Origin of the sequence: Actinotignum inguinis, assembly GCF_051265835.1 — a bacterium.
Taxonomy (GTDB): Bacteria; Actinomycetota; Actinomycetes; order Actinomycetales; family Actinomycetaceae; genus Actinotignum; species Actinotignum timonense.
Genome location: NZ_JBOZDP010000002.1, coordinates 231,736 through 256,564, shown reverse-complemented (window position 1 = coordinate 256,564; position 24,829 = coordinate 231,736). Strand labels below are relative to the sequence as shown.

The window sequence follows — 24,829 nt, the reverse complement described above, 5'->3', positions numbered from 1 at the left end:
TATATTTATGCACCGTGCTTTGGTTACCAGAATAGCGGTGCGCGGCCGGGTATAGGCGGCTAACACCACTCCGGTTCAAGCGAACTCGGCCAGCTACGCGGCTGGGAAGCTAGTGGCGCGGGCACAGCCGAGGTGAGCTGCGCACCCGGTAGGCCGATGGCGCGCAGCTGCGTCGTCGTTCTTAATGTGCGCTACCACCGGTCAGATCAACGAACGCATCAGCCGCAGCAACCGGTTCGCGCAGGAGCTTCTCGGACATGAACGCGGCCATCGCCTCCCAACGCTGCGCGTCCTGCACCCCGAGCGGAGTGCGCCCGGCATAAAGCTCAATGGTATTCGCGAGGACTTTCTCAGCCGCGGCCGCGTTATCCGCTTCGCGCAGGGCCGGCACATGCTTCGCGGTGATCTCCACGGTTTCCTTCGGGTTGCTGCGCGCGAAGTTCACGGCGCGGTCAAGAGCTGCGAGCATGCGGGTGAAATCATCGCGATGGGCATCCACGGTGGGGCGCAGCGAACCGAGCCCCACCCCCACGAGCGGCAGCCCGCCCGGGAGCATCTCGATAGTGCGCACCGGCACCCCCTGGCGTTCCACGCTGGGAACATCGGAGTTACGGAAGCCGATAATCGCGTCCACTTCCCCGCTGGCCAGGGCCGCGGCCTGGGTGTAACCGATGTAGTTCACGCTAATATCCGATTCGCTCCAGTTATGGGCAGCCATGAGCGCCTGGAGGGCATAGTAGTTTTCGCCATACGGGCCGGGCAGGCCGACGCGGCGTCCGGCCAGGTCAGCAGCGCTCTTGATCGGGGAATCAGCCGGCACGATGAGAGTGACGGGATAATCCTGGTACATCGTGGCCCAATTGACCACGTCGATTCCGTTCGAGCGGCCTTCCATCATTTCATCGCCGCCCGCGAAGACCACATCTTCGCTCCCGCTGGATAGCGCGCCGAGGAGGGATTCTTGGGCACCGTGGTGACGCAGCGTGATATCGAGCCCGGCTTCGCGGAAATAGCCCTGGTCTTCGGCCACGTAGAAAGGCGCGAATTGGATATCGGGAACATAGGTGAGGCCAACGGTGAGGGAAGCGGTGGCGCTCGCGGTAGTTGGCTGCGCGGCGGAGGGCGAGGCGCTTTCGCCGTTTTTATCCGCGCCTCCTCCCGCGGCGCCTCCCGCGCATCCGGCCAGGCCGAGGGTAGCTGCCGCGAGTGTGGCAATGAGTCGTTTCATGGGTGTCCTTTCTTGTGTGTTGCGCTTCTATGCGCTGGGGTCTTGTTGGGGCTGAGCTGTGGGTTTCGGTTGGGCCTTCGGTTTCGGTTTAGGTTTTGCTTTGGCGGCCAGCGTTAGCGCACCGGATCGTTACCGCACGGCATCGTTACCGCACCGCCGCGGTCACGTGTTTTTCGACGGTAAAGATGAGCAGGTAGATGCTGATGGCGGCGGCGGCCATGACGACGATGACGGCGAACATTCCGGTGATATCTCCGGTGGGTTGGGCGCGCGAGAGCTCGGTGCCCAGGCCCGCTCCCCCGATGATCATTTCGCCCACGACGGCGCCGGTGATAGAAAGGGTGAATCCGGTGCGCAGGCCGGCCAGGATGGAGGGCGCTGCCAGGGGCACGATGATGGGGAAAAGGAGGGTGAGCCGAGCTGCGCCGTCGAGCCGAGCTGCGGCGATGACATCGCGGTCGATAGCGTGCACGCCCACCGAGGTGGAGACGATAATCGGGAAAATCACCATGATGGTGCAGAGCACCACAATCGAGGGCATCCCGTAGCCAATCCACACCACGAGGAGCGGCGCGAGAGCCACGGCGGGGACGGCTTGCGAGGCGGCGAGGAAGGGTTGGAGTGCGCTGTTGAGGAGCCGCCAGCGGGCCAGGGCAATGCCGAGGGGAATTCCGAGGAGGGCCGCCCAAGCGCAACCGGTGAGAGCCGCGGTGAGGGTGTTGCCCAGTGCGCTGAGGAGGTAGGGCGGGTGGTCGCCGATTCCGAGGAGTGCGGTGGCGAGGCGTTGCCCGACCGCGCCGGGTGCGGGAAGGAGATGTTCGGGCACCAGGTGGGCGCGGGTGACCACCACCCAGAGGAGAAAAACCGCGAGGAGAGAAAGGGTGGCGGGTACCCACGCGGTGCGAGACGAGCGCGGGCGTGGGTGAGAGTTGCGGCGCACAGTGTTCACGTCCTGGTTCCTGACCTTCCCGATGGCCGGGAATGCTGAAACCGGGAGACGCTGACGCCGCGGCACGCCGAAATAGCGTAGCCGAAGCAGGGCTTGGAGCCCTTCGATGCGCCTCCCATCCGGACTGTTACCGTCGGTTGGGGAATTCCACCCCATCGGCCACTTGCGTGGTTCGCGGACTGTTACCGCCGGTTCAGACTTTCACTGACCCCGGTGCATCGTGTTCTATATTAGCCCTTCGGGTGGTGGCGCGCATCCGTAGTTAATGTGTTGCGTGCTGGCACGCGCCCGTCGTTACTTTGAAGCGTGCTGGCACGCGCCTGCGGCAAGTTCACGGAGCTTCTCCACCTCGGCATAGGCATCCTCCGCGCGGAATACCGCCGAGCCCGCAACGAAGTTATTGGCTCCGGCAGCCGCGGCTTGTTCGATGGTGGAGCGGGAAATGCCGCCGTCTACCTGGATCCACACGTCCAAGCCGGCTGCCTCAATCGCGCGCCGAGTGCGGGTGACTTTCGGCATCATCGTTTCGATGAAGCTCTGCCCGCCGAATCCCGGTTCCACGGTCATGATGAGGATCATGTCGAATTCGTTGAGGATATCGAGGTACGGCTCGATGGGGCTGGCTGGTTTGAGGGCTAGTCCGGCGCGGGCGCCCTGCGCGCGCAGTTCGCGGGCTAGGCGCAGCGGGGCTTGGCAGGCTTCAGCGTGGAAGGTCACGGAGGCGGCTCCTGCCTCAGCGTAGGCGGAGGCCCACCGATCCGGGTTCTCGATCATGAGGTGCGCGTCCAGCGGAACACTGGTTGCCTGCGCCGCCGCCTCAAAAATGGGCAGGCCGAGGGCGAGGTTGGGGACAAAATGGTTGTCCATAATATCCACGTGCACGAAATCGGCGTTGGAGATTTTCTCCAGTTCATCAGCGAGATGCCCGAAATCGCAGTTGAGGATCGAGGGGGAAATCTTCACGTCCATGATGGTCCTTTCAGGAGCGCCGCTCCGCGGGCGCGGGGGCGGATGCGGGTTTGAGGATGCGTGCCATGTACATGGTGTCCGTGTGATGGATATCAGGCCAGAGTTGCACGGTCATTCCGTGGGAGGCGGCCGGGCGCAGGGCCCGCCGGTTCGCGGTAACGGTCACGTCTCCGAGTTCCGCACCGGCGGTGCGTTCTAGGAAAGCGGAGATGACGTCGCGGGTTTCCGCGAGTACCGGAGAGCAGGTGGTGTAGAGCAGCAGTCCGCCGGGGCGCAACGCACGGTAGGCCGAGTCGAGGAGTTCACCTTGGAGTTGCGTGAGTGCGCCCAGGTCGCTTTCTTTTTTGCGCCACCGCGCTTCAGGGCGACGACGCAGCGCTCCCAAGCCAGAACATGGCGCATCCACGAGGATCCTGTCATAGCTATCCGGTTCCTGGGCGCCAATCTCCCGCCCATCGCCTTCCCGCAACGCCACGGTATCCGCCCAGGGTGCAACGTTTTCTTCCACGAGATCGAGGCGGTGAGCCTGGGGTTCATTCGCGAATACGCGGGCCCCGCGCCGGGCCGCCGTAGCGGCGATAGTTGCGGTTTTCCCGCCCGGGCCGGCGCACATATCCAGCCAGGATTCATCCTTCCCGGAAATGGAGGATTCCGTAACAACGGCGGAGATCAACTGTGAGCCCTCATCTTGGACGCCGGCGACCCCGTCGCGCACGGGCCAGAGCCGGTGCGGGTCACCGGAGGCTAGCAGCACTGCGCTGGGCACCAGGTAGGGATCTTCCCACGTCATTTTGGCGCGTTCAATCCGGGCTTTAAGGTGTTCGGGTGAGATATTACGGCAGGCTAACGCTACTTTCGCGGGCGTGTTATTAGCTTCGAGAACGGCTTCTACTTCGGTTGAGCGCCCGGCGGCGGCGAGGGAGGCTTCCAGCTGGCGCACGATCCAGCGCGGATGGGAATGCCAGACAGCCAAGAATTCTTCCCGGGATGCGGTGCTGTTTTCGATAATTCCACGCCAGGCATCCCGGCGCTCGGAAACTCGGCGCAGCACGGCATTGACGAAACCGGCGATTCCCTGCCCGAGTTCATTGCGGGCCAGCGCAACTGTTTCGTTAATGGCCGCGTGGGGTGGTGTTTTCAGTTCGATGAGCTGGTAGCAGCCCAGGCGGAGCAGATCGAGGGCACCCGGGTCGATTTCTGCGAGGGTACGGCCCTGAGCGCAGCGGGCGATCATGGCATCCCAGCGGCCCTGGAGCCGCAAGGTCCCGTAGGCGAGGTTGGTGGCGAAGGCGGCGTCGCTTCGATTGAGGCGCGCCCGGCTCACCATGCCCGGGAGGATGAGATTAGCGTAGGCATCTTCGGTATGGACTGCCCGCAGTGCGTCATAAGCAACGAGGCGGGCGTGGTTCGATGACTGGCGGCGTGGTACCCAGCCGGCGGGGCGCTCATTCATGCTGGCCCTCCTTCACCTCGGCATCGAAACGGGTGTGCGCGGCCAGCCGGGCACCGTTGAGCCAGGCGGAGGCATCCATATGTGCTTTGCCAGGCGGGGCAACCCGCAGTAACTGAATTGTTCCTTCCCCGCAGCCGACCACGCCGGCCGGACCGATTTCGCCCGGAGCCAGGGTCACGCGTGTGGCGGGTACTTCGGATATTTCGGGGGCTTCTGGTGTTTCGGGCGCAATGACGCGCACCGATTCGATTTTGAAACGCTGCCCGTTGAGGGTGGTCCAGGCCCCGGGTGCGGGGTTGGCGGCACGGACGCGATCCGCGATGCGCTGGGCGGGCCACTCCCAGTTCACCCGCGCCCAGGACGAGTCAAATTGCGGAGCGAGGGTAACCTCCCCACTTTGAGGATGCGCGTGGGCGCTGCCGGTGGCAATAGCGTGGAGGGTATCGCTCAATTGGCGCGCCCCGGATTCTGCCAGGCGGGCAAGCAGCTCTCCAGCGGTTTCCTCAACCCCGATCTGGGTGGCTTCGCTCGCGAAAACAGGGCCCGTATCCAGACCTTGTTCAATCTGGAAGACGCTGGTTCCGGTGGTGGTATCCCCCGCGGCAATCGCGTAATTGACCGGCGCTGCCCCGCGCCAGCGCGGCAGGAGGGAGAAGTGCAGGTTGATCCAGCCGTGGCGCGGCACGTTGAGAAGCGCGGGCGGAATAATGAGCCCGTAGGCAACCACCGCAACAGCTTCGGGGGCAAGTTCAACGATCTGTTCCTGGATCGCACCCTCTTTCAAGGTGCGGGGAGTGAGCACGGGAATACCTAGTTCTGTTGCCGCGCGGTGTACCGGCGAAGGGGTGAGCACCCGTTTGCGACCCTGGGGTGCCGGTGCGCGGGTGAGCACTCCCGCGATATCGAAGCCTTCATCATGCAGTAGCTGCAAGGCCGGGACTGCGGTCTCCGGTGTTCCTGCGAATAATATTCTCACGTGTCAATCCTACCTAGTTCTTTTCCGTGCCTATCTCATCCGGGCTGGTTACAGGGGCGGATTGACCTGTAAACGCAGTGAGCCACCCAGGCGCTGGGCGGAGTAAGAGCCGTAGGTTTTTCGCGCTTGCCGAGTGAGAGTGATGCCCCGGGAGAGTTCTGCCCGGGCATAAACAGTGATTTCTGCCGGGCGTGCCCCCGGCACCGGGCCAAGCAGCACAATTCCCGAGGCCAGTTCGAAGGCTCCCCCGGTAAGCAGATCAGCTTCTGTTTCTTTCCCGCTCTCCGAGTGCCATTCTTTGCTACCGGTACCAGGAGAAAACTGGGTGAAGAGATGCTCACCATACGCATCCTGAACATCGTGCGTTCCCTGCGTACCGCGCGCCCCGGCTGCGCCTCGCACGCCTGCCGCGGATTCCCCGCGGTTGAGCGCGGCGCGCAGCATGGCAAGGTAGGTACGCACATCTCCGCTGGCCCCGGTGATCCCCACCCAGGTGGCGGTGGGTGGCAAATCCAGTTCGGTCCGTTGTTCGAGCAGCTCAGCCGCATATTCGCCCAATTCCCACCTGGCGATCCGGTTGAGGAGTTCGGGTGGTGCTCCCCCGGCTACCAACATATGGCCGCCTTCTCCCGCGCAGCGCACCCGAGCCGCGACCCGCGCAAGCACCCGAATAAAACGTGTTTCAGCACCCAGGCCTTCCCCGAGGAGGTAGCGTGCATCCAGCACCAATGCGGCGGCGAATCCGCCTTCGGCTTCCGGTTCCGCACCCGGGGTTGCCACCACGATCCGCGGGCGCTGGGAGACCTTCCCAATAATTCCCTCCGGGGAGTGCGCTCCGGAGAGAATAATGCCCACCCCGGGGAAAGCCCGCCCAATTTCTTCTGCGGTGCGCGCTGAACCAATCCGGATAGCTCGCAGTTTCCCGTTGTGGCAGTGCTGGCAGCGCCACGGGTGCACCCGCACCCCGCACCGTTGGCATTGCAAAGGATCATGCGGCCTGCCCTGAACCAAGTTCCCTCCACAGATCGCGCATAGGGCACGCTCCCCGCAATAGGCGCAGCACAGTGCCGGTATGTACCCGCTGCGCGGCACCAGAATAAGAACAGGGCCATCTTCCAGAGCCCGCCGCAGAATGGGAAACGCGGGTTGAGGTAGGCGTAAATGATCCGCTTCTCCCCCGGGCCACTGGTGCGGGCCAGAAATATTCGGAAGGGTGGCACGGCGCGCTGCCGCGGTACCATCCAGCAAGGTGATGCGGTGTTCGGATAGCAATTGCGCGCATTCTTCACTCACATAGGGTGAGAAGGCAAGGAATGCAACGTTTTCCCGCCGTGCTCGTTCCAGTATCACGTCACGCGCGGCCAGGTAGGGCGCACGGATATCCCGCAGGGTGGAGGCGGCATCATCCATGATGATGGCGAGCCCCAGGTCAGTGAGCGGAGCCCAGGCGGCCCCGCGGGTGCCCACCACAATGCGTGATTGCCCCGAGAGCACGCTCAAAAAAGCACGGTAGCGTTTTTCATGGGATTCTTCAGAGACCATGAGCGTGGGCTTTTCCCCCACCCGGGTGGCGAGAGTAGCTTGCAGCGTTCGTGCCGCGCGGGTGGTGGGAACAACCAGCAGGACGCTGCGCCCGGCGCGCCGCACTGCTTGCACGGCCCGAACCAGGACCTCCACTCCCCCGGCGGGCCCGGGTAGCGCAGCCATGCAGGCCCGCACGGCTTTCCCGGCCCCGAGCGCCGCAAGGAATTCCGGCCCGCCCCGATATGCCTCCCAGGGCCCCGGTTCAGGAGCCGGGCGCGGGCTGGCCAAAGGAATAGCCTCTTGGGCATCGGTCAAGAATTCTTTTGCGGCGCGCGCGTGCCGTTCCGGGATAGCAGCCCGCAAAATATCAGCAACTGTTCCGGCGTATTTATCGGCAAGGGTGCGGGCAACCGAGTATACCGATGCGGTGAGAACAGGGTATTCCGAGACCACCCGATACAGGGGGCGCAGCCGCCCGCTACCTTCCGTGGTGGCATCCCGGGCAACGATGAATCCGCCCACCCGTTGCGCACCGAGATCTACCACCACCCGGGTTCCCACCCGGGCACTATCCGCGAATTTTTCGGGGATAAGGTAGTCAAATACCCGGTCCATATGAGGTTGGGAATGGAGCACATGAACGTGCGCCACGGGATTGGGCACCTTGGAGCGCACGCGGGTGCGTGCCGGGCGCGCCTCAAGCAGGGCGCCCTGCTCCCCCATGAGGGGGAGGGCATCGAAATCAAAGAGTGTGCTCTCCATGCAACCTAGGATATCCCGGCCCTACGACAGAAAAATCCGCCGCGAAATTTCAGGTCTTAGACACCTTAGATATCTGAGATACCTCAGGTAGCCCTACCTCACGCATCCCTAGATAGCGCGGAGGAGTTCTTCAACCCGATCCGTTTTCTCCCAGGTGAATTCGGGAAGTTCCCGCCCGAAATGACCGTAGGAAGCCGTCTTTGCGAAGATGGGGCGCTTGAGTTCCAGGGCCTCGATAATCGCCGCGGGGCGGAAATCGAAGACTTTCTGAACCGCGTTTTCGATGCGACCTAGTTCTTCTGTTTCCGTGCCGAAGGTATCCAGGCGCACGGATACCGGGTGGGCGCGCCCAATAGCGTAGGCGAGCTGGAGTTCGCACCGGGAAGCGAGCCCGGCGGCAACCACATTCTTGGCCGCCCAGCGCGCCGCGTAGGCCGCGCTGCGATCCACTTTGGAGGCGTCTTTTCCGGAGAAAGCCCCACCGCCGTGCCGGGCCATCCCGCCGTAGGTGTCCACGATGATCTTCCGGCCGGTCACTCCGGCGTCGCCCATCGGTCCTCCCACCACGAAACGCCCGGAGGGGTTAACGAGAAGCGCAAATTTATCGGTATCGATGTCGATATTTTCTTCTTCGAGAACGGGCGTCACCACGTGGTCGCGCAGGGTTTCCGTGAGCCAGTCACGCTGCACATTTTCATCGTGCTGGCTGGAGATGACCACGGTATTGAGGGCCACGGGCCGCGCACCTTCGTAGTCAATGGTGACCTGCGTTTTCCCGTCGGGGCGCAGCCCGGGAACCACGCCTCCGCGCCGCACCAGCGCCAGGCGTTCGGCAAAGCGATGGGCGAGCAGAATGGGCGCGGGCATAAGCGTTTTGGTTTCATTGCAGGCGTACCCGAACATGAGGCCCTGATCCCCGGCGCCCTGCAGGTCGAAATGATCGTATTCAGCTTCCTGGCTTTCGCGCCGTTCCAGGGAAGTATTCACACCGGCCGCAATATCCGGGCTTTGCTCATCGATGGAAATCGTCACGCCGCAGGAGTTGCCGTCAAAGCCGACCTGCGAGGAGTTGTACCCGATCCCGGTCACCACATTGCGGATAATATGAGCGATATCCGCGTAGGCATCCGTGGTCACTTCACCGGCCACGTGCACCAATCCCGTGGTCACCATGGTTTCCACGGCGACGCGCGAATTCTCATCCGACGCGAGCAGCGCGTCAAGAATGGAATCGGAGATGAGGTCACACACCTTGTCGGGGTGTCCTTCCGTGACCGATTCGGACGTGAACGGTTGCCGGTAATGCATCGTATCCCCTCGCTATTTCAAACTATTTCGTCAGTATTAGTCACCAGCAGCTGGCAGGTAAGGCAAGCCTTATTCTATACGCGCTCGGTGGTGAAATGATCGGCTATAAGGCCCGCAATAATAACAGCCATCTGGGCTTTGGTGCCCGCTCCGCTCGCGATGATCTCACCTGCTGGAGTGACCACGGTGATCTCGGTAGGTACCTCGCCGAATCCGGCTTTCTCCCCCACCCGATTGATGACAAGTAAATCAGCGCCTTTGCGCCGCGCTTTTTCGCGTCCATAATCCAAGACGGTTCCGCCCGCATCCCCGGTTTCCGCCGCGAAACCCACAATGAGCTGGCCGGCCCTGCGCCGCTTATGGGAAATATCAGCCAAAATATCGGGATTTTCCACCAGTTCGACGACGCGTTTCCCGCTGCCGTCTTTTTTCTGTTTGCTCGCGGCGGTTTCGGCCGGGCGGAAATCGGCCACCGCGGCGCTCATGACCACGCCATCCACATCCTTCACCCGCGCCAGAACCGCTTCGTGAAGATCGCGTGCCGAACTGACCGGAACAATCTCAGCTCCCGGAGCAAGTGCGGTAATATCGCGGCTCACATGGGCCGCTAGTACGGTGACTTGCGCGCCGCGTTCCAGCAAGGCGCGCGCAATTTCCAGGCCGAAGCGCCCCGAGGAACGATTGCCGATAAAACGGACCGGGTCCAGAGCCTCATGAGTACCGCCCGCGGTAACGAGGATATGCCGTCCGCGCAGCGACGTACGTTCCGCACTATCCTGCATGGCGCGCGTTTCCGGGTTTTCGCCGGTGAGGATCGTCCAGGCGTGCGCGAAGATCTCTTCCGGTTCGGGCAGCCGGCCGGGCCCGGAATCTGCCCCGGTGAGTTGCCCGGTGGCGGGTGGAATAATATGCACCCCGCGCGCCTGCAGCACCGCAATATTTTCTTGGGTGGCCGGATGTTCCCACATTTGGGTATGCATCGCCGGTGCCATGACCACCGGGCATTGCGCCACCAGCAAAGTGTTGAGAAGGAGGTTATCAGCTATGCCTGCCCGGGCTTTCGCGATGGTATTCGCAGTTGCCGGGGCAATCACAATGAGATCGGCTTCTTTTCCGAGCCGAACATGCGCAACTTCATCAGCGTGTTCGCTGGTGCGCACCAGAACGGGATGGTGGGTGAGGGCTTCCCACGTGGTGGCCCCGACCATCTCCAGGGCGGCCGGGGTGGGAATAACATGCACATCCGCACCGGCTTTCACAAAAAGCCGGACGAGGTAGGCCGCTTTATAGGCGGCGATACCTCCGGTCACGCCGATAACGACGCGCGGCGCGTGCTCTACTTTTCGTCCAGCTGCCATTCGAGCTTGTCCTCGGCGATTTCACGCAGCGCGATGGACAGGGGCTTTTCTTCCGGTTCCGCCGAGACAAGCGCACCGTAATGCTCGATATTGCCGTCCCCGCGCGCCATTTCCTGCTTGTAGGAGTTGATCTGACGCGCACGATCCGCTGAAAGCACGCACAGCGCATACTTCGAGTCAATCTTTGCGAGAAGATCATCGATGGGCGGGTTGGTAATACCTTCGGGTTCCGGAACAGTTCCGAACATGTAGTTCCCTTCTGGATAAACGTGGCACCGCGTACGGGCACCACCGTGAAGCTTCGGCCTTTTATTCTAACGCGTGGGGGCGATGAGGTCGAGGATTTCGCCGGTGGCACGTGCCACGGTGTCATTAACGACGACGGCGTCAAACTCCCCCTGCGCAGCTAATTCACCACGGGCGGTTTCCAGGCGGCGTTCGATGGCCTCCTCAGTTTCTGTACCGCGCCCCCGCAGCCGCGCCTCAAGTTCTTGGAACGACGGCGGGGCTAGAAAGATCTGGAAAGCTTCGGGCAGCGACTGGCGAACCTGGCGCGCCCCTGCCAGATCTATTTCAAGAAGCGGAATTTTGCCCGCTGCGTATGCTTCCAGCACGGGTTGGCGCGGGGTTCCGTAACGGTGCTTCCCGTGAACAACAGCCCATTCGAGCATCTCCCCGCTTTCCACGAGGTGATCGAAGTGTTCATCATCCACGAAGAAGTAGGATTCCCCTTCGCGTTCCCCCGGGCGAGGCGCGCGCGTGGTTGCAGAAATGGAAAGCCAGATGCGCGGCTCCCGCTCAAGGAGCTGCGCAACCACGGTCCCCTTCCCTACCCCGGAAGGGCCGGCAAGCACGCAAATACGGCGATGATCCTCAGGTGTCATGACATTTATTGTGCCACAGCCCTACGACACAATTTTCGCTCGCGAAGTTCCGTGCCGGTCGGCCGCCGGGAGTAGTTGAGTCCTGCCCCGGCTCAGCCTTTAACCGAAAAGCGCGATAAGAGCCGCAGTTTGATGCACACCCAGCCCGCGCACCCGCCGAGAAGGAGCGATCCCAATATCGGCCATGGCCCGCGCAGCCTTGGCTTCACCGATACCGGGAAGTGCCCGCAGCAGCACGCTGGCGCGGGTGCGCGCGATGACGGGGTCATCACGCTGAGCCAAAACCTCCGAAAGGTGCAGCTGTCCGGATTTCAGTTGCTGCAAAAGTTCCGCGCGGCGCCGCCGTGTTTCGGCGGCCTTATCCAAAGCGGCGAGACGCTGCTCCGGAGTAAGTGGTGGTACCTCCACAGTGTCCCCTTTCTAGCGCATCAGATATACCCTGGTGCTCATAACAATTCCGTCAACATCAGTCACGGCGACGCTGACGCTACGAAACTTCTTCGTCTTGTTAGTAGCGTAGAGCGAAATAGCGCTAAATAATATAAGAAGCCACGCCCTTGTTTTTTTATAAAACCATCGCGGCAGGTCAGCGCCGCGGCTTGTGACGAAGTTCGCGACCGGTAGCGGCGTCCGGGTAGGCTACAGCCATGGAAACTACCCGGATTGACGTGTGGCTATGGAGTGTGCGCCAGTGCAAAACTCGCTCGCTCGCCACCTCCGAATGCAAGGCTGGCCACGTGCGCATCAACGATGAACCGGTCAAGCCCGCCGCGAAAGTCCGTGTTGGTGATGTGGTGCGCTACCGGGTGGAAGGCTTTGATCGGATCCTCAAAGTTACCGGAATTATTACCAAGCGCACGAGCGCCCCGCTGGCTCGGGAAAACTACGAGGATCTCACCCCGGTGCGGGAAAAAGTTTATCTGCCGGTGATGAGGCGCGATCCTGGCAGCGGCCGGCCGACGAAGAAAGAACGGCGCGAACTCGACCGCCTTTTCGGCCGCAATTCCAATTACGGCCGCCGGTGAGCAATGATTCAACTTTCCGTGCGCGTTCACCCCCGACTCCTAAACCAGCCCCTCACTCAGGTTCGAGCTTCCCCTTCCAGACATAGCCACCTAATTAAATGAATGCGACATTCCATTTCAAGGACTTTAGCACTATAGTTCAATATGAGGTAGGCCACTTCCTACTTTGTATTTGCAACAACGACGTTCTAAAGGAGCTGTTATATGTTCACGCCACCACCATTCATCCGCGCCGCAGCAGTGATTATCGCTACTGGAATCCTCGGTTTGACAGTGACTTTCAGCATACCTTCGCAAGGAACTGAAAGTGATGTTCAGTCGGATGCTGTTAGCTACACACTCACACAGCACGACGACCCATCAAAACAGAATTTTGTTCCACTACCTGGAGACCCGCGTTACCCCGTTTCTAGCACCGCCCTCCGAAGCGCATCTGGTGCACAACAGATTGGCGGTTTTGAACTTAATATCCACGGAGCGAAAATTCCGATCCCTGCAATGCTCCTACACCACGAAATTGAAGGGCGTGGAACATTAGTAGAGTCGGAATACGCTTGGGTTGCAGGAATCCCCGGACAAATATGTAACTACAGAATCTACTTCCAGAACAGAGATTCCCAAAACAGTAAAATATACACAAATTCCTCAAACATAGTCATCAATGGTTGCGCCTCAGTTAAAACACAAACCATCTACCATCCAGTCAAGAATTTCACAGCTGAACCTGGATGGATGTGTGCCCGCTTTGAAAAAGACGGGGTCTTCGTCGGCGAACAGTGTCATCGAATCAACCCCTAACGAAGTACAACACTCGTATTGAACCTAGAACGAATCGACGAGAGCGAGAGGATCATTTCGTAAGGAAGAAAGAGATCACTATGAAAACCAGAACTACCACCGCACTAACAATAGGCGCCATCGCGCTGCTTCTCTTCAGTTTCGCTTTTGTGGCCGGGTGTTGGAACAATGTTTATCTCGCACGGATAGACACCAACTTTGAAAATTTCGAACCTCCAATAACGATCACCACAATCCGTAGTCTCGTTACGGGCCTATGGTATCTGATGACAGCGCTCATCACTGCGATTATTGCTTTCATCCTCTTGCTTATCAGGTCCAGTTTGTTATCTAGGCACCGTGAACAAGAACTTCTTGAACTCATGGCTCTCGATAGCGTTAGCACCGATGTCGGGCCACGCATACTATCTGGTGAGGGATGGAAACCTAGCTCTTCATCGAGCGGATAAAGTGATCGTCTCTCATCGCCTAGACCGTACAAGCGTCGTCTAGACCATAACAAGCGCAATAATGGCGGGTTTCCACAAGTATGCTGTGGAAACCCGCCATTATTTGCACGGTGTTACGGGTGAGATTTTCTCTTCACAATAACCCGGTGCTTTCTCAGTGGTCAGCGAAGCATGACGTTGCGCTAGGCGTGAGGTTCATCGGTAGCAAGCGTTGACTCTCCCCGGCTGTCCTCAGGCACCTGAGTCGGCGAATTAGCTGCGGATACCGCCAGACCGGCATCGGAGGCTTCGAGAGTATCCAACTGGCCGGTGCGGATAGCATCAATGAGGCCCGCCTCGTCGGATTCCGAAAGCTCGCTTTCTTCGCCAGATTCCACCGCGCTAGCGGCGTCGTCGTTCTGAAGAATAGGTGTGCTGCCGCTTTCCTCACGTTCGCGGATGTCGGCAGCCTTGTTGAGCACGCCCATCACGAAACCGACTGAGCGGTCCGTGGAGAATTCGCGCACCAGGTTGGTCCACTCCACGATAACGGCACCGCGGAAAGTCCCCAGGTACATGAGTTCGGCAACCGCCCCGCGCAAAGCACTGCGATCCACCGCGTTCATGCGGTCAAGGGCCCAATCCTCCGAGGATGCCTCAATGAGGGTATCCACCTGCGAGATTTGCTGCGCGTAAGCGGTCACGATCTGCGAGCCGAATTCCCCGATGGGAACCTGGGCCGTGGAGACACGCTGGCGTTCGGCAAGGAGGTCGAGGATACCCGCTTCCGAGGTGATGTTCTTTTCATCAGCTTCGAAAAGCACATCCAGGGCGCGGTGGCGCTGGGTGGAGCGGCCCGTGGACCGGCGTTTCTTCTGTTTAGCCATTAGTCGTTCGCCCGGGAAATGTATTCACCGGTGCGCGTATCAACCTTAATCTTGTCCCCAATATTGAGGAAGAGCGGCACCTGGAGTTCGTACCCGGTCTGCACCGTAGCCGGCTTGGTGCCCGCATTCGAGCGGTCGCCCTGGAGACCCGGTTCGGTTTCCGTCACTTCGAGGATCACCGAAGCGGGCAGTTCCACGAAGAGCACATTACCTTCGTGGAAAGCCACGATGGCCTTCTGGTTTTCCAGCAGGAAGTTCGCGAGATTGCCCATGACTTCAGCGGTGACGGGAACCTGTTCGTAGGTATCCTCATCCATGAAGATGAAATCAGTGCCGTCATGGTAGAGGTACTGCATATCGCGGCGGTCCACGGTGGCGGTTTCGACCTTAATGCCCGCGTTGAGGGTGCGATCCACAGTCTTGCCGGAGAGGACATTCTTCAGCTTGGTCCGCACGAAAGCGGGGCCCTTGCCCGGCTTGACGTGCTGGAACTCAACAACCTGCCACAGCTGGTTGTCGAATACCAGGACCATGCCATTCTTCAAATCATTGGTTGTTGCCACAAGGTATCCTTTCAGAAATAGTCCTCCCCAAGTTTACACGGGGAGTTTCATCTTTGCGACGCACACGCCTCCAGGGCCGCGCGGATCCGGCGTACCACTCGATGCGGGGAACCCCCGTCGGAAGTTACCGTCACACTTGCCACATCGCGGTAGAGCGGTGTGCGCTCCCGGTCGAGTTCGCGCAGCCGCGCCGCCGGATTATCCTCAAGGAGCGGGCGGCGGGTGCGTGATCCGGTAATGCGCCGCACCAAAATATCCATCCGCGCTTCGATAAGAACTACGGGATAGCCGCGCAGGGCCCGGCGGGTGGCCTCACTCAAAATAGCGCCTCCCCCCAGGGAAAGCACACCGTCAAAATCCGCGAGGGTCCGCGCGATAATATCGGCTTCCAGCCGCCGGAATCCCTCTTCGCCTACCGTCTGGAAAATCTCGGGGATGCTCTGCCCGGTTTCGCTGACGATAAGAGCATCCGAATCCGCGAAGGGAAGCTCAAGATCCTTGGCCAGCAGCTTTCCCACGGTCGATTTGCCCACTCCCGGCATCCCGACCAGCACTGCCCGCACGCTCATCGGCGTTCTTCCGGGATGCGGTTCAGGTAGGCGCGCACCGCCGCTTGGGTATCACCGAGGGTATCCCCACCGAATTTGTTCTGGATTGCTTCCGCGAGCACCAAGGCCATCATCGCTTCGCAGATAACCGCCCCGGGGACCACGGCGCTTGCATCGCTGCGCTGGTGCAGCGCGGTGGTGGCTTCCCCGGTTTCCGTATCAATCGTGCGCAGGGCCCGCGGGACGGTAGAAATCGGCTTGAAAGCAACCCGTACCCGGATCGTTTCCCCATTGGACATGCCGCCTTCGATGCCACCCGCCCGGTTGGTTAGGCGATGCACGCCGTCTTCCGTGCGGACAATCTCATCATGGGCCTGGCTGCCGGGCCTGCCGGCGGTGGCGAATCCGTCCCCAATTTCCACTCCTTTAACGGCTTGGATCGACATCATGGCGCGGGCCAGTTCCGCGTCGAGACGCCCATAGGGGGTTGCGTAACTGCCCAAACCTTGCGGCACGCCGTAGGCAAGAACTTCGACGACGCCGCCCAGGGTATCCCCCGCGCTTTTCGCCCGATCAACTTCATCCATCATGGCCTGCGCCGTGGCCTCATCCAGGCAGCGCACCGGCGAAGCATCGAGAGCCGCGGCATCGCCCGGCCCCGGAACGGTATCCGAGGTATCACGCACTCCGCCGAGGGCTACCACCCGGGAAAGAATGGTGATTCCAGCGCTTTGGTTCGCGTACTCGCGGGCGATGGCACCCAGAGCCACCCGGGCCGCGGTCTCCCGGGCCGAGGCACGCTCGAGGACATTCCGAGCATCACTGTGATCGTATTTATTCATACCGGTGAGATCGGCGTGCCCGGGCCGGGGCGCGGTGAGGCGCTTATTGCGGGCAAGTTCTTGGCTATCTCCCCGCCCGGCATTACGCAACAGGGCTTCGGGTGGGACCGGATCAACGGACATGACCGCTTCCCATTTGGGCCATTCGGAATTCTCAATAACGAGGGCGATGGGTGAACCGAGGGTGGCTCCGTGCCGCAATCCGGTAAGAACGTGCAGCTTATCCTGTTCGAATTTCTGGCGGGCACCGCGACCGTAGCCGAGCCGGCGGCGGGCCAATTGATCGCGAATGATATCCGAGCTCAGGCTCAGGCCCGCCGGGATCCCCTCGATAAGTGCCACGAGGGCTGCTCCGTGGGATTCCCCCGCTGTTGACCACCGAATCATGCGCCGTCCTTCCCCGTTCCTATGTTCATAGGTCCCGCTACCCATTCTGGCCACCCGTGCTGGTGCCAGATGAGTAAGCGGTTCCGTTCCGCCCGCCGCTGCCCGGTGCTACCGGGATGCGGGCGCCTACCTATCCTAGCCCGGCCAGCCAGGCGAGGGCGCCACCGCCCATGAGCCACGGCCCGAGCGGTACCGCATCAGCCAGAGTGAGATGGGCGCTCAGCACCCGCACCGCGGCGAAGATACCCGCGCCCACAATACTGAGAAGCAAGGCAAGCCCGAGCTGCGGGCCCGTCCACCACCCCAGCACGATGAGCATTTTGACATCACCCCAGCCGAGGTGGGCAAGGCAATGCGCCACGTAGCCGCCCAGGCCGGCCACTGCTCCGATAGCGATATCCTCCCACTGCCCGCGCAGCGCGATCCCGGTGAGTGCGGCTCCCCCGGCCGCGGCCAGCAGCGGATCAGGAAGGAGCTGTACCCGCGCGTCCACTACCGCGGCAAGCGCCAAGAATGCCCCGCAGATGGCTTCGCAGAGGAGCGCAAGCGTACCGGCGCCTAAAAGTGCTCCGGCCCCCAGGAGCGCGCCAGCAGCGCCAGCTGCACTAACCGGGCGCCCACTGCCAAGCGCCCCTACCGCGCGCGAGCACCCCAGCCCCGCCCAGCACAGGCTCAGGCCCACCAGAAGCACGACCGCTACCGGTGGGCTGAGGGTGCCGCGCAGGATGCGCTCGCGGGAAAAGAAGGTCATGCGCTCAGGTTACGGATGCCCCAGCGCCTCAGCCAGTACCCGTTTGCGCCCTGTGGATAGCACCGCCATTTGGGCAACCTGGGGATAAGTACCGGCACCGCCGAATGGGCACGTGCCAGAGTCCCTTGCGCCGTCGTACCTATACGCGGCTGTGCGCTAGTGGTCCTTCTTCTCTCCGTCCGGGTGCGCGGCGTACCACTCGCGGAATTCGGCCTGGAAACGCATCTGCTCCTCGTAATCGGCCGTGAACTTTGTTTCCCCGGTTTCCAGATTGACGGTGGTGAAGTAGAGCCAATTGCCCTCGGCCGGATTGACGGCCGCTTCAATGGCCTCCACCCCGGGTGCCCCGATAGCGGTGGGCGGCAGGCCCTTCACCCGGTAGGTGTTATAGGGATTATCCGCATCCAATTCGGCCCGGGTGGGCACCCCGCCGGATTTACCCACCCCGTAGAGCACGGTGGAATCCATCTGGAGCCGCCCAGCGACCTCCGGGGCGTTATCCCCCAGCCGGTTCTCAATAACCCGGGCAACTTTCGGATAATCAGCCGGATGCCCTTCACGTTCCACAATGGACGCCGTGGTGAGCACTGCCTGCCACCGGCTCCGCTCCGCACCGCTGGCTTCCAGGCGCCCCACCTGGACCTCCACCATCTGCTGGAGTGCCTCGGTCACCGTGGTATTCGGGTCGAAATCATAGGTGGCGGGCGCCAGCCAGCCTTCCACATTCCCGCCGGCTTCCGCGGGCAGCCCGATAGCTGCGGCGTCGTTCATCGCATCTTCGACCACGCCAACATCGATATCCATGAGGTTACCGAGCCGGTCCCGCACCTGCCATTTCGTGAAGCCTTCGGGAATCGTCACCTTAATTGTGGCGGCATTGGCCGGGTCCAGCAGCGCGGATAGCGCGGCCGATGCGGACATCTGCTCGCGCAGGGTATAGGCCCCGGCCTGGATACCCGTGGAACGCGGGTCGCGGGAAAAGACATCAATAAATGCGCCCTCGGTGGCAACAATATTTTTTTCGGCGAGCACCGCGGCAATCTGCCGCCCGGTGGCCCCTTCCGGAATCCGCACCACTACCTGGCCGGTTCCTTCTCCGTTGTAATCGCGCACGGTATCCGAGCTGTGCAGCAGGCGCGGGAAGAAAATAACAGCCGCCGCGGTGAGCGCGGTGACCAGCAGAACAGTAATAATTCCGGTGGTGATACGACGACGCCTACGCAAGCGGGCCCGCTCATTGCGCCGCGCCGCGGCCCGGCGCCTCGCCTCCGCGGCATTGCGACCTTCTGAATTTCGCCCCGATGAGCTACGCCCGGCCGGCACCCGCCCGGAGCTTTCCCGCCCCTGCGCGCCGCGCCCGTGCGGATGACTTCCGCGCGTCGCGCCCCGCTGGGAGCCGCCCCGAAACTCGCTTCCTCGCGACGCCGCGCCGCGTAACTCGCCGCCTCGCTGCGAGCCAGCCCCGTGAGACCTCCCCCGCGCACCCGATTGGCGACGGCGCGGGGTATCGGCGTCGTCCGCACTCAAGCGGTCAAAAACGTCACTCATTATCGCCTTTCGCTTCGCTTTGCGCTTCGGTTGTCGCCGCCACGAGTTCGCCGGCAGGTGCGCCGGTGAGCCGCTCTGCTTCCAACGCATTATTAAGAATAACGGTCGCGGCAACCTGGTCAACAACGGCGCGGTGGCGCCGCGAGCTGCGCCCCGCCTCATGCAATTGGGCGTGGGCGGCCACGGTGGAAAGGCGCTCGTCGAATAACCGCACCGGCACCGGGGCGATACGTCGGGCTAAACGCCGCGCCCACCTGCGCGAATACCGTGCGGAGGCGCCTTCGCTCCCGTCCATATTGCGCGGCAAGCCCACGATCACTTCGATGGCGCCGCGCTCGCGCACCTCGCGAGCAACTTCACTCACGTCCGTGCCGTTCGCCGGGAGCGTGGCGACCGGAGTGGCGAGGATACCGTCGCTATCGCAACTGGCCACGCCGGTGCGTGCCCGCCCTACATCCACTCCGATCCGTACGCCTCGCCGCATTAGCCGCGCAGCTCCGCTTCCAGAACCGCGAGGGCTTCATCCAGCTTGGTCACATCCGAACCGCCACCCTGCGCGAGGTCCGGCTTACCGCCGCCGCCCCCGCCCAGGATCTTCGCGGCGCGCGAGACCAACGCCCCGGCCTTCATTCCGGCACTGCGCGCCGCTTCGGACGCCGCCACCACGATGAGGGGCCGCTCATTGCTAATCCCGGTAATAATCACGATGAAATCATCGGAAGGCGCCAGCCGCCCGCGCACTTCCGTGGCGAGCACCCGCAGGTCATCCGCGCTTTCCACCACGCCCAGGTGAGCGCGGTAGAGGGTGCGATTGCCCAGGTGCACGCCCTGGGAAATAACCGTGTCTACCTGCCCCACAATATCCTTCTGGCGCAGCGCCGCGATTTGCTTTTCGGCCGCCTTGAGCTTGCCGAGCATGGTGTCGATACGCTCGGGTAGTTCCTCCGGGCGCACCCCCATCATCGCGGTGAGCTGGGAAACCAGGGCGCGTTCGCGCGCCCCCTGCGCGTAGGCGCTTTCACCCACCAGCGCGTCAATTCGGCGCACCCCGGAACCGATGGAGGATTCACCCAGCACGGTAATCATCCCGATTTCCCCGGTATTCGCCACGTGGGTGCCGGCGCAGAATTCCCGCGACCAGGCATCATCAATGGACACCACCCGCACAATATCGCCGTATTTCTCCCCGAAGAGCATTTGCGCCCCGAGTTTCTTGGCTTCTTCAATCGGGTATTCCGCCCACGTGACTTCCAGGTTGTCCTGGAGGCGCTCATTGGCGCGCGCTTCGATCTGCGTCATAACATCCACCGGGATTTGCGAACCGTGCCGGAAGTCGAAACGGAGCCGCGAGGGAGCATCCTCGGAACCGGCCTGGGTGGCCTGCTCCCCGATAAATTCGTGGAGCACCTTGTGGATCATATGAGTTGCGGTATGTGCCTGGGCGATCCGGTGGCGGCGCAGGGTATCGATTTGCGCGTGCACGATATCGCCCACCGCGATGGTCCCTTCGGTCAGCGAGCCGCGGTGCACATGCAGTCCCTTGACGGGCGCCTGCACGTCAACGACGTCGAACATCCCGCCCCCGGCCACGCTAATGGTGCCGTGATCGGCCAGCTGCCCGCCCATTTCGGCGTAGAAGGGGGTCTTGTCCAAAATAACATCGGCATCGGAGGGCGCGCTCACCGCCGGCACCGGCACCCCGTTTTCGAGGATGGCCACCACGCGCGCTTCCGCGGCCTTTTCGAAGTAGCCGAGGAAGGAGGTGGGCCCGCCCTGCGCATCGAGAATCTCATGGTACACGTGGGCGTCCACGTGCCCGGTTTTCTTCGCCTGGGCATCGGCCCGCGCGCGTTCGCGCTGCTCGGTCATGAGGGCCCGGAAGCCCTTTTCGTCCACGTCCACACCCTTTTCGGCCGCCATTTCCAAGGTGAGGTCGATGGGGAATCCGTAGGTATCATGCAGAGTGAAGGCCGCAGAGCCGGGAATAATCACCTTGCCGGTATGCGGCGCGCTCTTTGCGCTATCCACGGCCGCCGCGAAAATCTGTTCGCCGGTGGCCAGGGTGCGCCGGAAGGCGGCTTCTTCTTCCACGGCCACCTGGTGAATCTGCCCGAAGTTTTCCTCCAGATCGGGGTAGGACTCCTTCATGGCATTCTTCGAGGTTTCCACCAGGTCCCCGAGGACCGCGGCATCCACCCCGAGCAGGCGAACCGAGCGGATGGCCCGCCGCATGAGCCGGCGCAGCACGTAGCCGCGTCCGTCATTGCCCGGGCGCACGCCGTCATTAATAAGCATCATGGCCGAACGTACATGGTCGGCGATCACGCGCATGCGGACGTCGTCTTCTTCGTTCGCGCCGTAGGTACGCCCGGTGAGTTCCTGGGTGCGGGCAATAACCGGCCAGACCTCATCGGTTTCGTACATATTATTTTTGCCCTGGAGCAGGAAGGCGATACGTTCCAGGCCCGCGCCGGTATCGATAGCGGTTTGGTCCAGCTCCCCGAGCAGCGGGTAGTCACTGCCCGAGCCTTCCCCGCGCCGGTACTGGTCGAAAACGAGGTTCCACACTTCCAGGTAGCGATCCCCGCCCGGGTCCACGGTTCCGCCCACGGCATCCGGGCCGTATTCGGGGCCGCGGTCGTAATGAATTTCCGCGCAGGGACCGGCCGGTCCGGGCTGGCCCGTGGACCAGAAAATCTCTTCCCGGGTCAGCTTGACGATATGGGCCGGGTTCACGCCCACCTCAACGAGCTTGTTGAAGGAGACCTCATCTTCTTCCCAGATGGTCACCCACATCCGCTCGATTTCCAGGCCGTAACCGCCTTCGTCCAGCGGCGCGCACAGCAGCCCGAAGGCCAGGTCAATAGCGCCTTCCTTGAAGTAGTCCCCGAAGGAAAAATTGCCGCACATTTGGAAGAAAGTACCGTGCCGCGTGGTTTTGCCCACGTTATCGATATCATTCGTACGAATGCACTTCTGCACCGAGGCTACCCTCGGCCACGGAGCTCGCTGGGTTCCCACGATATAAGGAATGAAGGGAACCATGCCGGCAATCGTGAACAAAATGGACGGATCGGGCGACACGAGGGGCACGGACGGCTCAATATGATGGTCGTGCTTCGCGAAGTAATCCAGCCAGCGCCGGCGAATCTCAGCGGTGCGCATACGTATTTGTCTCCTTATGACTTATGTGGCCGAGCCGGCCACGCACCTATGGTACAGGCTCTCCCGCCCGCTATTTTCGAGGCGCGGGCGGGAGTGGCATATTTTTTTACGACGACGCCGCGGCTGCCTGCGTCGGCACTGCAAGCAGCGGCGGGCATCGCTGTCACATAGCTACCAAGCTATGAAATAAAGAAAGGGCACACCTTTCCGGGTGCACCCTTCCTCACGTCCCACCGATTTAGCGGGAGTAGTATTCAACGATCATCTGGACATCAGCCTGGACCGGAACTTCCACGCGGCGCGGGCGGCGCACCAGGGTGAACTTCAGCTTCTCCAGATCAACATCAAGATATTCGGGAACCGCGGGGAGCACATCGCGGTGCGCGCCCTGCGCGGCCACGAGGAACTGCGGGGAGGCCTGCGACTTCGGCTTGACCTGCACAACCTGGCCCGGGGTCACGCGGTAGGAGGGGAGGTTGACGATCTTGCCGTCCACCATCACGTGGGAGTGGCCCACAACCTGGCGAGCCTGGGCGATGGTACGCGCGAAGCCGGCGCGCAGCACCAGGGCGTCCAGGCGCATTTCCAGCAGCTCCACGAGGTTTTCACCGGCCAGACCATCCTGGCGGCGCGCTTCTTCCCACACGCGGCGCATCTGCGCTTCGCGGATGCCGTACTGGGCGCGCAGGCGCTGCTTTTCCTTAAGGCGGACCGAGTAGTCGGAATCCTTGGTGCGGCCGCGGCCGTGCTCACCGGGACGGTAGGGGCGGCGCTGCATATAGCGCTCAGCCTTCGGGGTGAGGGCGATGCCCAGGGCGCGCGACTGACGCACGGCCTTACGAGAACGATTTCCTGCCATGAATTATCTCCTGTAGATGTACGTTCCAGCGCCGAGCGGCGCCGGTTCGGGGCCAACACAATCGGCTAAGACCCCAGGTGTTACTTCTCGCAAAGCAACCGAACTAGTGTATCAGTTCTCCCGGCCGAGCACCTCGCGGTTACGGGCCAGGCGCGGGGTGATATTCGCCTCGTAGCCGCGGGTGGTGGGTTCGTAATACCGGGTGCCTTCCAGGCCCTCCGGCATGAATTGCATGGGGGCGATACCGTCCTCGTAATCGTGGGCATAGCGGTAGCCCTCCCCGTAGCCGCGTTCGGCAGCTCCCTTAAAAGAAGCATTGCGCAGCGCCAGGGGCACCGGGGCGCTTTTCCCGGCCCGCACATCGGCAATCGCGGCATTAATCGCGCGGTAGGCCCGGTTGGATTTCGGGGCGGTGGCCAGGTGAACCACGGCTTCCGCCAGGATAATCCGCGCTTCGGGCATCCCCACCAGCGCCACGGCCTGGGCTGCCGCGGTGGCGGTTTGCAGCGCGGAAGGATCGGCCATCCCCACATCTTCAGCCGCGGAAATCATGAGGCGGCGCGCGATGAACCGCGGGTCCTCCCCCGCTTCCAACATGCGCGCCAAATAGTGCATGGCCGCATCCACATCCGAGCCGCGGATCGACTTGATAAAAGCGGAAATAACCTGGTAGTGCTCATCGCCATCGCGGTCGTAGCGCACGGTGGCACCATCGGCGGCCCGCGCCACATCCTCCACGCTCACCCGGTGTTCCCCGCGGGCGCGCGCCCCGTCCACCGCGGCTTCCAGGAGGGTCAGGCTGCGCCGCCCGTCCGCCCCGGCCAGGCGCACCAGGTTAAATTCCGCATCCTCGTCCAGGGTATATGCCCCGCCCAGCCCGCGCTCACTGGTGAGGGCCCGATTGATGATGGCGCGGATATCGTCGTCGTTCAAACCGCGTAGCGTGACGAGAAGCGAGCGCGAGAGCAGCGGCGCCACCACGGAAAAGGCCGGATTTTCGGTGGTCGCGGCCACCAGGATCACCCACCCGTTTTCCACGGCCGGTAGCAGCGCGTCCTGCTGTGTTTTCGAGAAGCGGTGCACTTCGTCAATAAAAAGCACGGTTTCGGTGCCGTTGCTCACCAGTTTGCGCCGGGCGCTCTCCACCGCGGCCCGCACGTCTTTCACCCCGGCACTCACCGCGGAGAGCTCAATAAAATCGCGCTGCCCGGACCGGGCGATGAGGTACGCGAGAGTTGTTTTCCCCACGCCGGGCGGTCCCCACAAAAATACCGACGACGGCGCAGACCCGGCCTCCGCGTCAATGAGGCGGCGCAAGGGCGCACCACGGGCGAGTACCTCATCCTGACCTACCACCTCGGCGGCCGTGCGCGGGCGCATCCGCACCGCCAGCGGGCCGGTATCGGAATCAGGCACCCCGCGGGCATCAACTTGGCTACTTTCGAAGAGATCCACCCTCCCAGTCTACGAGCTCGGCGCTTAGGCGCACGCGTGGGGCGGGCGCCGGGTACGAGCACCGGGTACGGGCGGGATGGGCGCAGGGTACGGGCGGGGCGGGCGCCGGCTCACGTGCGGGCCGAGCACCGAGTACGGATGGCGGGTACGGGCAGCGCGCGC

Annotated in this window: 22 protein-coding genes, 1 pseudogene and 1 riboswitch; of the genes and pseudogenes, 2 read left to right on the top strand and 21 right to left on the bottom strand. The window is 62.3% G+C overall.

Annotated features, from left to right (window positions below):
• Window positions 1–181: 181 nt before the first annotated feature.
• The 11 genes and pseudogenes from ACRQFC_RS02395 to mihF form a co-directional block, all read right to left on the bottom strand.
• Window positions 182–1,228, bottom strand: a complete 1,047-nt coding sequence (locus ACRQFC_RS02395; protein WP_284896411.1) for an ABC transporter substrate-binding protein — start codon at window positions 1,226–1,228, stop codon at window positions 182–184.
• Between the two features lie 145 nt (window positions 1,229–1,373).
• Window positions 1,374–2,177 (bottom strand): ABC transporter permease, encoded by an 804-nt coding sequence (locus tag ACRQFC_RS02390; RefSeq protein ID WP_284896409.1) that lies wholly within the window; start codon window positions 2,175–2,177, stop codon window positions 1,374–1,376.
• Window positions 2,178–2,280: 103 nt separating this feature from the next.
• Window positions 2,281–2,399, bottom strand: a riboswitch (FMN riboswitch).
• 72 nt (window positions 2,400–2,471) lie between these two features.
• The gene (rpe, locus tag ACRQFC_RS02385) at window positions 2,472–3,146 is read right to left on the bottom strand and encodes a ribulose-phosphate 3-epimerase (protein ID WP_284896407.1); all 675 of its coding nucleotides are present in this window, start codon (window positions 3,144–3,146) and stop codon (window positions 2,472–2,474) included.
• Window positions 3,147–3,156: 10 nt separating this feature from the next.
• Window positions 3,157–4,599 (bottom strand): RsmB/NOP family class I SAM-dependent RNA methyltransferase, encoded by a 1,443-nt coding sequence (locus ACRQFC_RS02380; protein ID WP_284896405.1) that lies wholly within the window; start codon window positions 4,597–4,599, stop codon window positions 3,157–3,159.
• The gene (gene fmt, locus ACRQFC_RS02375; protein WP_284896403.1) at window positions 4,592–5,575 is read right to left on the bottom strand and encodes a methionyl-tRNA formyltransferase; all 984 of its coding nucleotides are present in this window, start codon (window positions 5,573–5,575) and stop codon (window positions 4,592–4,594) included. Before fmt ends, ACRQFC_RS02380 begins: the two co-directional genes overlap by 8 nt.
• A gap of 48 nt (window positions 5,576–5,623) precedes the next feature.
• Window positions 5,624–7,861, bottom strand: coding sequence for a primosomal protein N' family DNA-binding protein (locus ACRQFC_RS02370; protein ID WP_284896401.1), 2,238 nt, complete (start codon window positions 7,859–7,861; stop codon window positions 5,624–5,626).
• 108 nt (window positions 7,862–7,969) lie between these two features.
• Window positions 7,970–9,169, bottom strand: coding sequence for a methionine adenosyltransferase (gene metK / locus ACRQFC_RS02365; protein ID WP_284896399.1), 1,200 nt, complete (start codon window positions 9,167–9,169; stop codon window positions 7,970–7,972).
• Window positions 9,170–9,243: 74 nt separating this feature from the next.
• Window positions 9,244–10,527, bottom strand: coding sequence for a bifunctional phosphopantothenoylcysteine decarboxylase/phosphopantothenate--cysteine ligase CoaBC (coaBC, locus tag ACRQFC_RS02360; protein ID WP_284896397.1), 1,284 nt, complete (start codon window positions 10,525–10,527; stop codon window positions 9,244–9,246).
• Window positions 10,527–10,775 (bottom strand): annotated as a pseudogene (gene rpoZ / locus ACRQFC_RS02355) (DNA-directed RNA polymerase subunit omega); the annotation flags it as partial. The gene coaBC and the pseudogene rpoZ, both read right to left, overlap by 1 nt.
• A gap of 66 nt (window positions 10,776–10,841) precedes the next feature.
• Window positions 10,842–11,411, bottom strand: coding sequence for a guanylate kinase (gene gmk / locus ACRQFC_RS02350; protein WP_035277244.1), 570 nt, complete (start codon window positions 11,409–11,411; stop codon window positions 10,842–10,844).
• 99 nt (window positions 11,412–11,510) lie between these two features.
• A complete protein-coding gene (gene mihF / locus ACRQFC_RS02345; RefSeq protein WP_016442823.1) occupies window positions 11,511–11,819 on the bottom strand; it encodes an integration host factor, actinobacterial type in 309 nt (102 codons plus the stop codon).
• A gap of 239 nt (window positions 11,820–12,058) precedes the next feature.
• On the opposite strand from mihF, the gene ACRQFC_RS02340 reads away from it, so the two are divergent.
• Together ACRQFC_RS02340 and ACRQFC_RS02335 are read left to right on the top strand one after the other, a co-directional pair.
• Window positions 12,059–12,436: an RNA-binding S4 domain-containing protein gene (locus ACRQFC_RS02340; RefSeq protein ID WP_087070820.1), complete on the top strand. Its 378-nt coding sequence runs from the start codon at window positions 12,059–12,061 to the stop codon at window positions 12,434–12,436.
• Between the two features lie 204 nt (window positions 12,437–12,640).
• Window positions 12,641–13,234, top strand: coding sequence for a hypothetical protein (locus tag ACRQFC_RS02335; RefSeq protein ID WP_284896395.1), 594 nt, complete (start codon window positions 12,641–12,643; stop codon window positions 13,232–13,234).
• A gap of 631 nt (window positions 13,235–13,865) precedes the next feature.
• Here ACRQFC_RS02335 and ACRQFC_RS02330 read toward each other — a convergent pair.
• The 10 genes from ACRQFC_RS02330 to ACRQFC_RS02285 form a co-directional block, all read right to left on the bottom strand.
• Window positions 13,866–14,549 (bottom strand): transcription antitermination protein NusB, encoded by a 684-nt coding sequence (locus tag ACRQFC_RS02330; RefSeq protein WP_284896393.1) that lies wholly within the window; start codon window positions 14,547–14,549, stop codon window positions 13,866–13,868.
• Window positions 14,549–15,112, bottom strand: a complete 564-nt coding sequence (gene efp / locus ACRQFC_RS02325) for an elongation factor P (protein ID WP_016442826.1) — start codon at window positions 15,110–15,112, stop codon at window positions 14,549–14,551. Before efp ends, ACRQFC_RS02330 begins: the two co-directional genes overlap by 1 nt.
• A gap of 47 nt (window positions 15,113–15,159) precedes the next feature.
• Entirely contained in the window at window positions 15,160–15,681 is a 522-nt protein-coding gene (locus tag ACRQFC_RS02320; protein ID WP_101594822.1) for a shikimate kinase, read from the bottom strand.
• The gene (aroC, locus tag ACRQFC_RS02315) at window positions 15,678–16,889 is read right to left on the bottom strand and encodes a chorismate synthase (RefSeq protein ID WP_284896392.1); all 1,212 of its coding nucleotides are present in this window, start codon (window positions 16,887–16,889) and stop codon (window positions 15,678–15,680) included. Before aroC ends, ACRQFC_RS02320 begins: the two co-directional genes overlap by 4 nt.
• Window positions 16,890–17,019: 130 nt before the next feature.
• The gene (locus tag ACRQFC_RS02310) at window positions 17,020–17,640 is read right to left on the bottom strand and encodes a prepilin peptidase (RefSeq protein WP_284896391.1); all 621 of its coding nucleotides are present in this window, start codon (window positions 17,638–17,640) and stop codon (window positions 17,020–17,022) included.
• A gap of 156 nt (window positions 17,641–17,796) precedes the next feature.
• Complete coding sequence (gene mltG / locus ACRQFC_RS02305) at window positions 17,797–19,188, bottom strand: endolytic transglycosylase MltG (protein ID WP_284896390.1); 1,392 nt, start codon at window positions 19,186–19,188, stop codon at window positions 17,797–17,799.
• Entirely contained in the window at window positions 19,181–19,672 is a 492-nt protein-coding gene (ruvX, locus tag ACRQFC_RS02300) for a Holliday junction resolvase RuvX (RefSeq protein ID WP_087070825.1), read from the bottom strand. The genes mltG and ruvX overlap by 8 nt, the downstream gene beginning before the upstream one ends.
• Window positions 19,672–22,353 carry an alanine--tRNA ligase gene (gene alaS / locus ACRQFC_RS02295; RefSeq protein WP_101594840.1) on the bottom strand — a complete coding sequence of 894 codons (2,682 nt, stop codon included), beginning with the start codon at window positions 22,351–22,353 and terminating at the stop codon, window positions 19,672–19,674. Before alaS ends, ruvX begins: the two co-directional genes overlap by 1 nt.
• Window positions 22,354–22,591: 238 nt before the next feature.
• Window positions 22,592–23,212 (bottom strand): 30S ribosomal protein S4, encoded by a 621-nt coding sequence (rpsD, locus tag ACRQFC_RS02290; protein ID WP_016442833.1) that lies wholly within the window; start codon window positions 23,210–23,212, stop codon window positions 22,592–22,594.
• A 111-nt stretch (window positions 23,213–23,323) separates the two neighbouring features.
• Window positions 23,324–24,667 (bottom strand): replication-associated recombination protein A, encoded by a 1,344-nt coding sequence (locus tag ACRQFC_RS02285; RefSeq protein WP_284896389.1) that lies wholly within the window; start codon window positions 24,665–24,667, stop codon window positions 23,324–23,326.
• Window positions 24,668–24,829 lie beyond the last annotated feature (162 nt).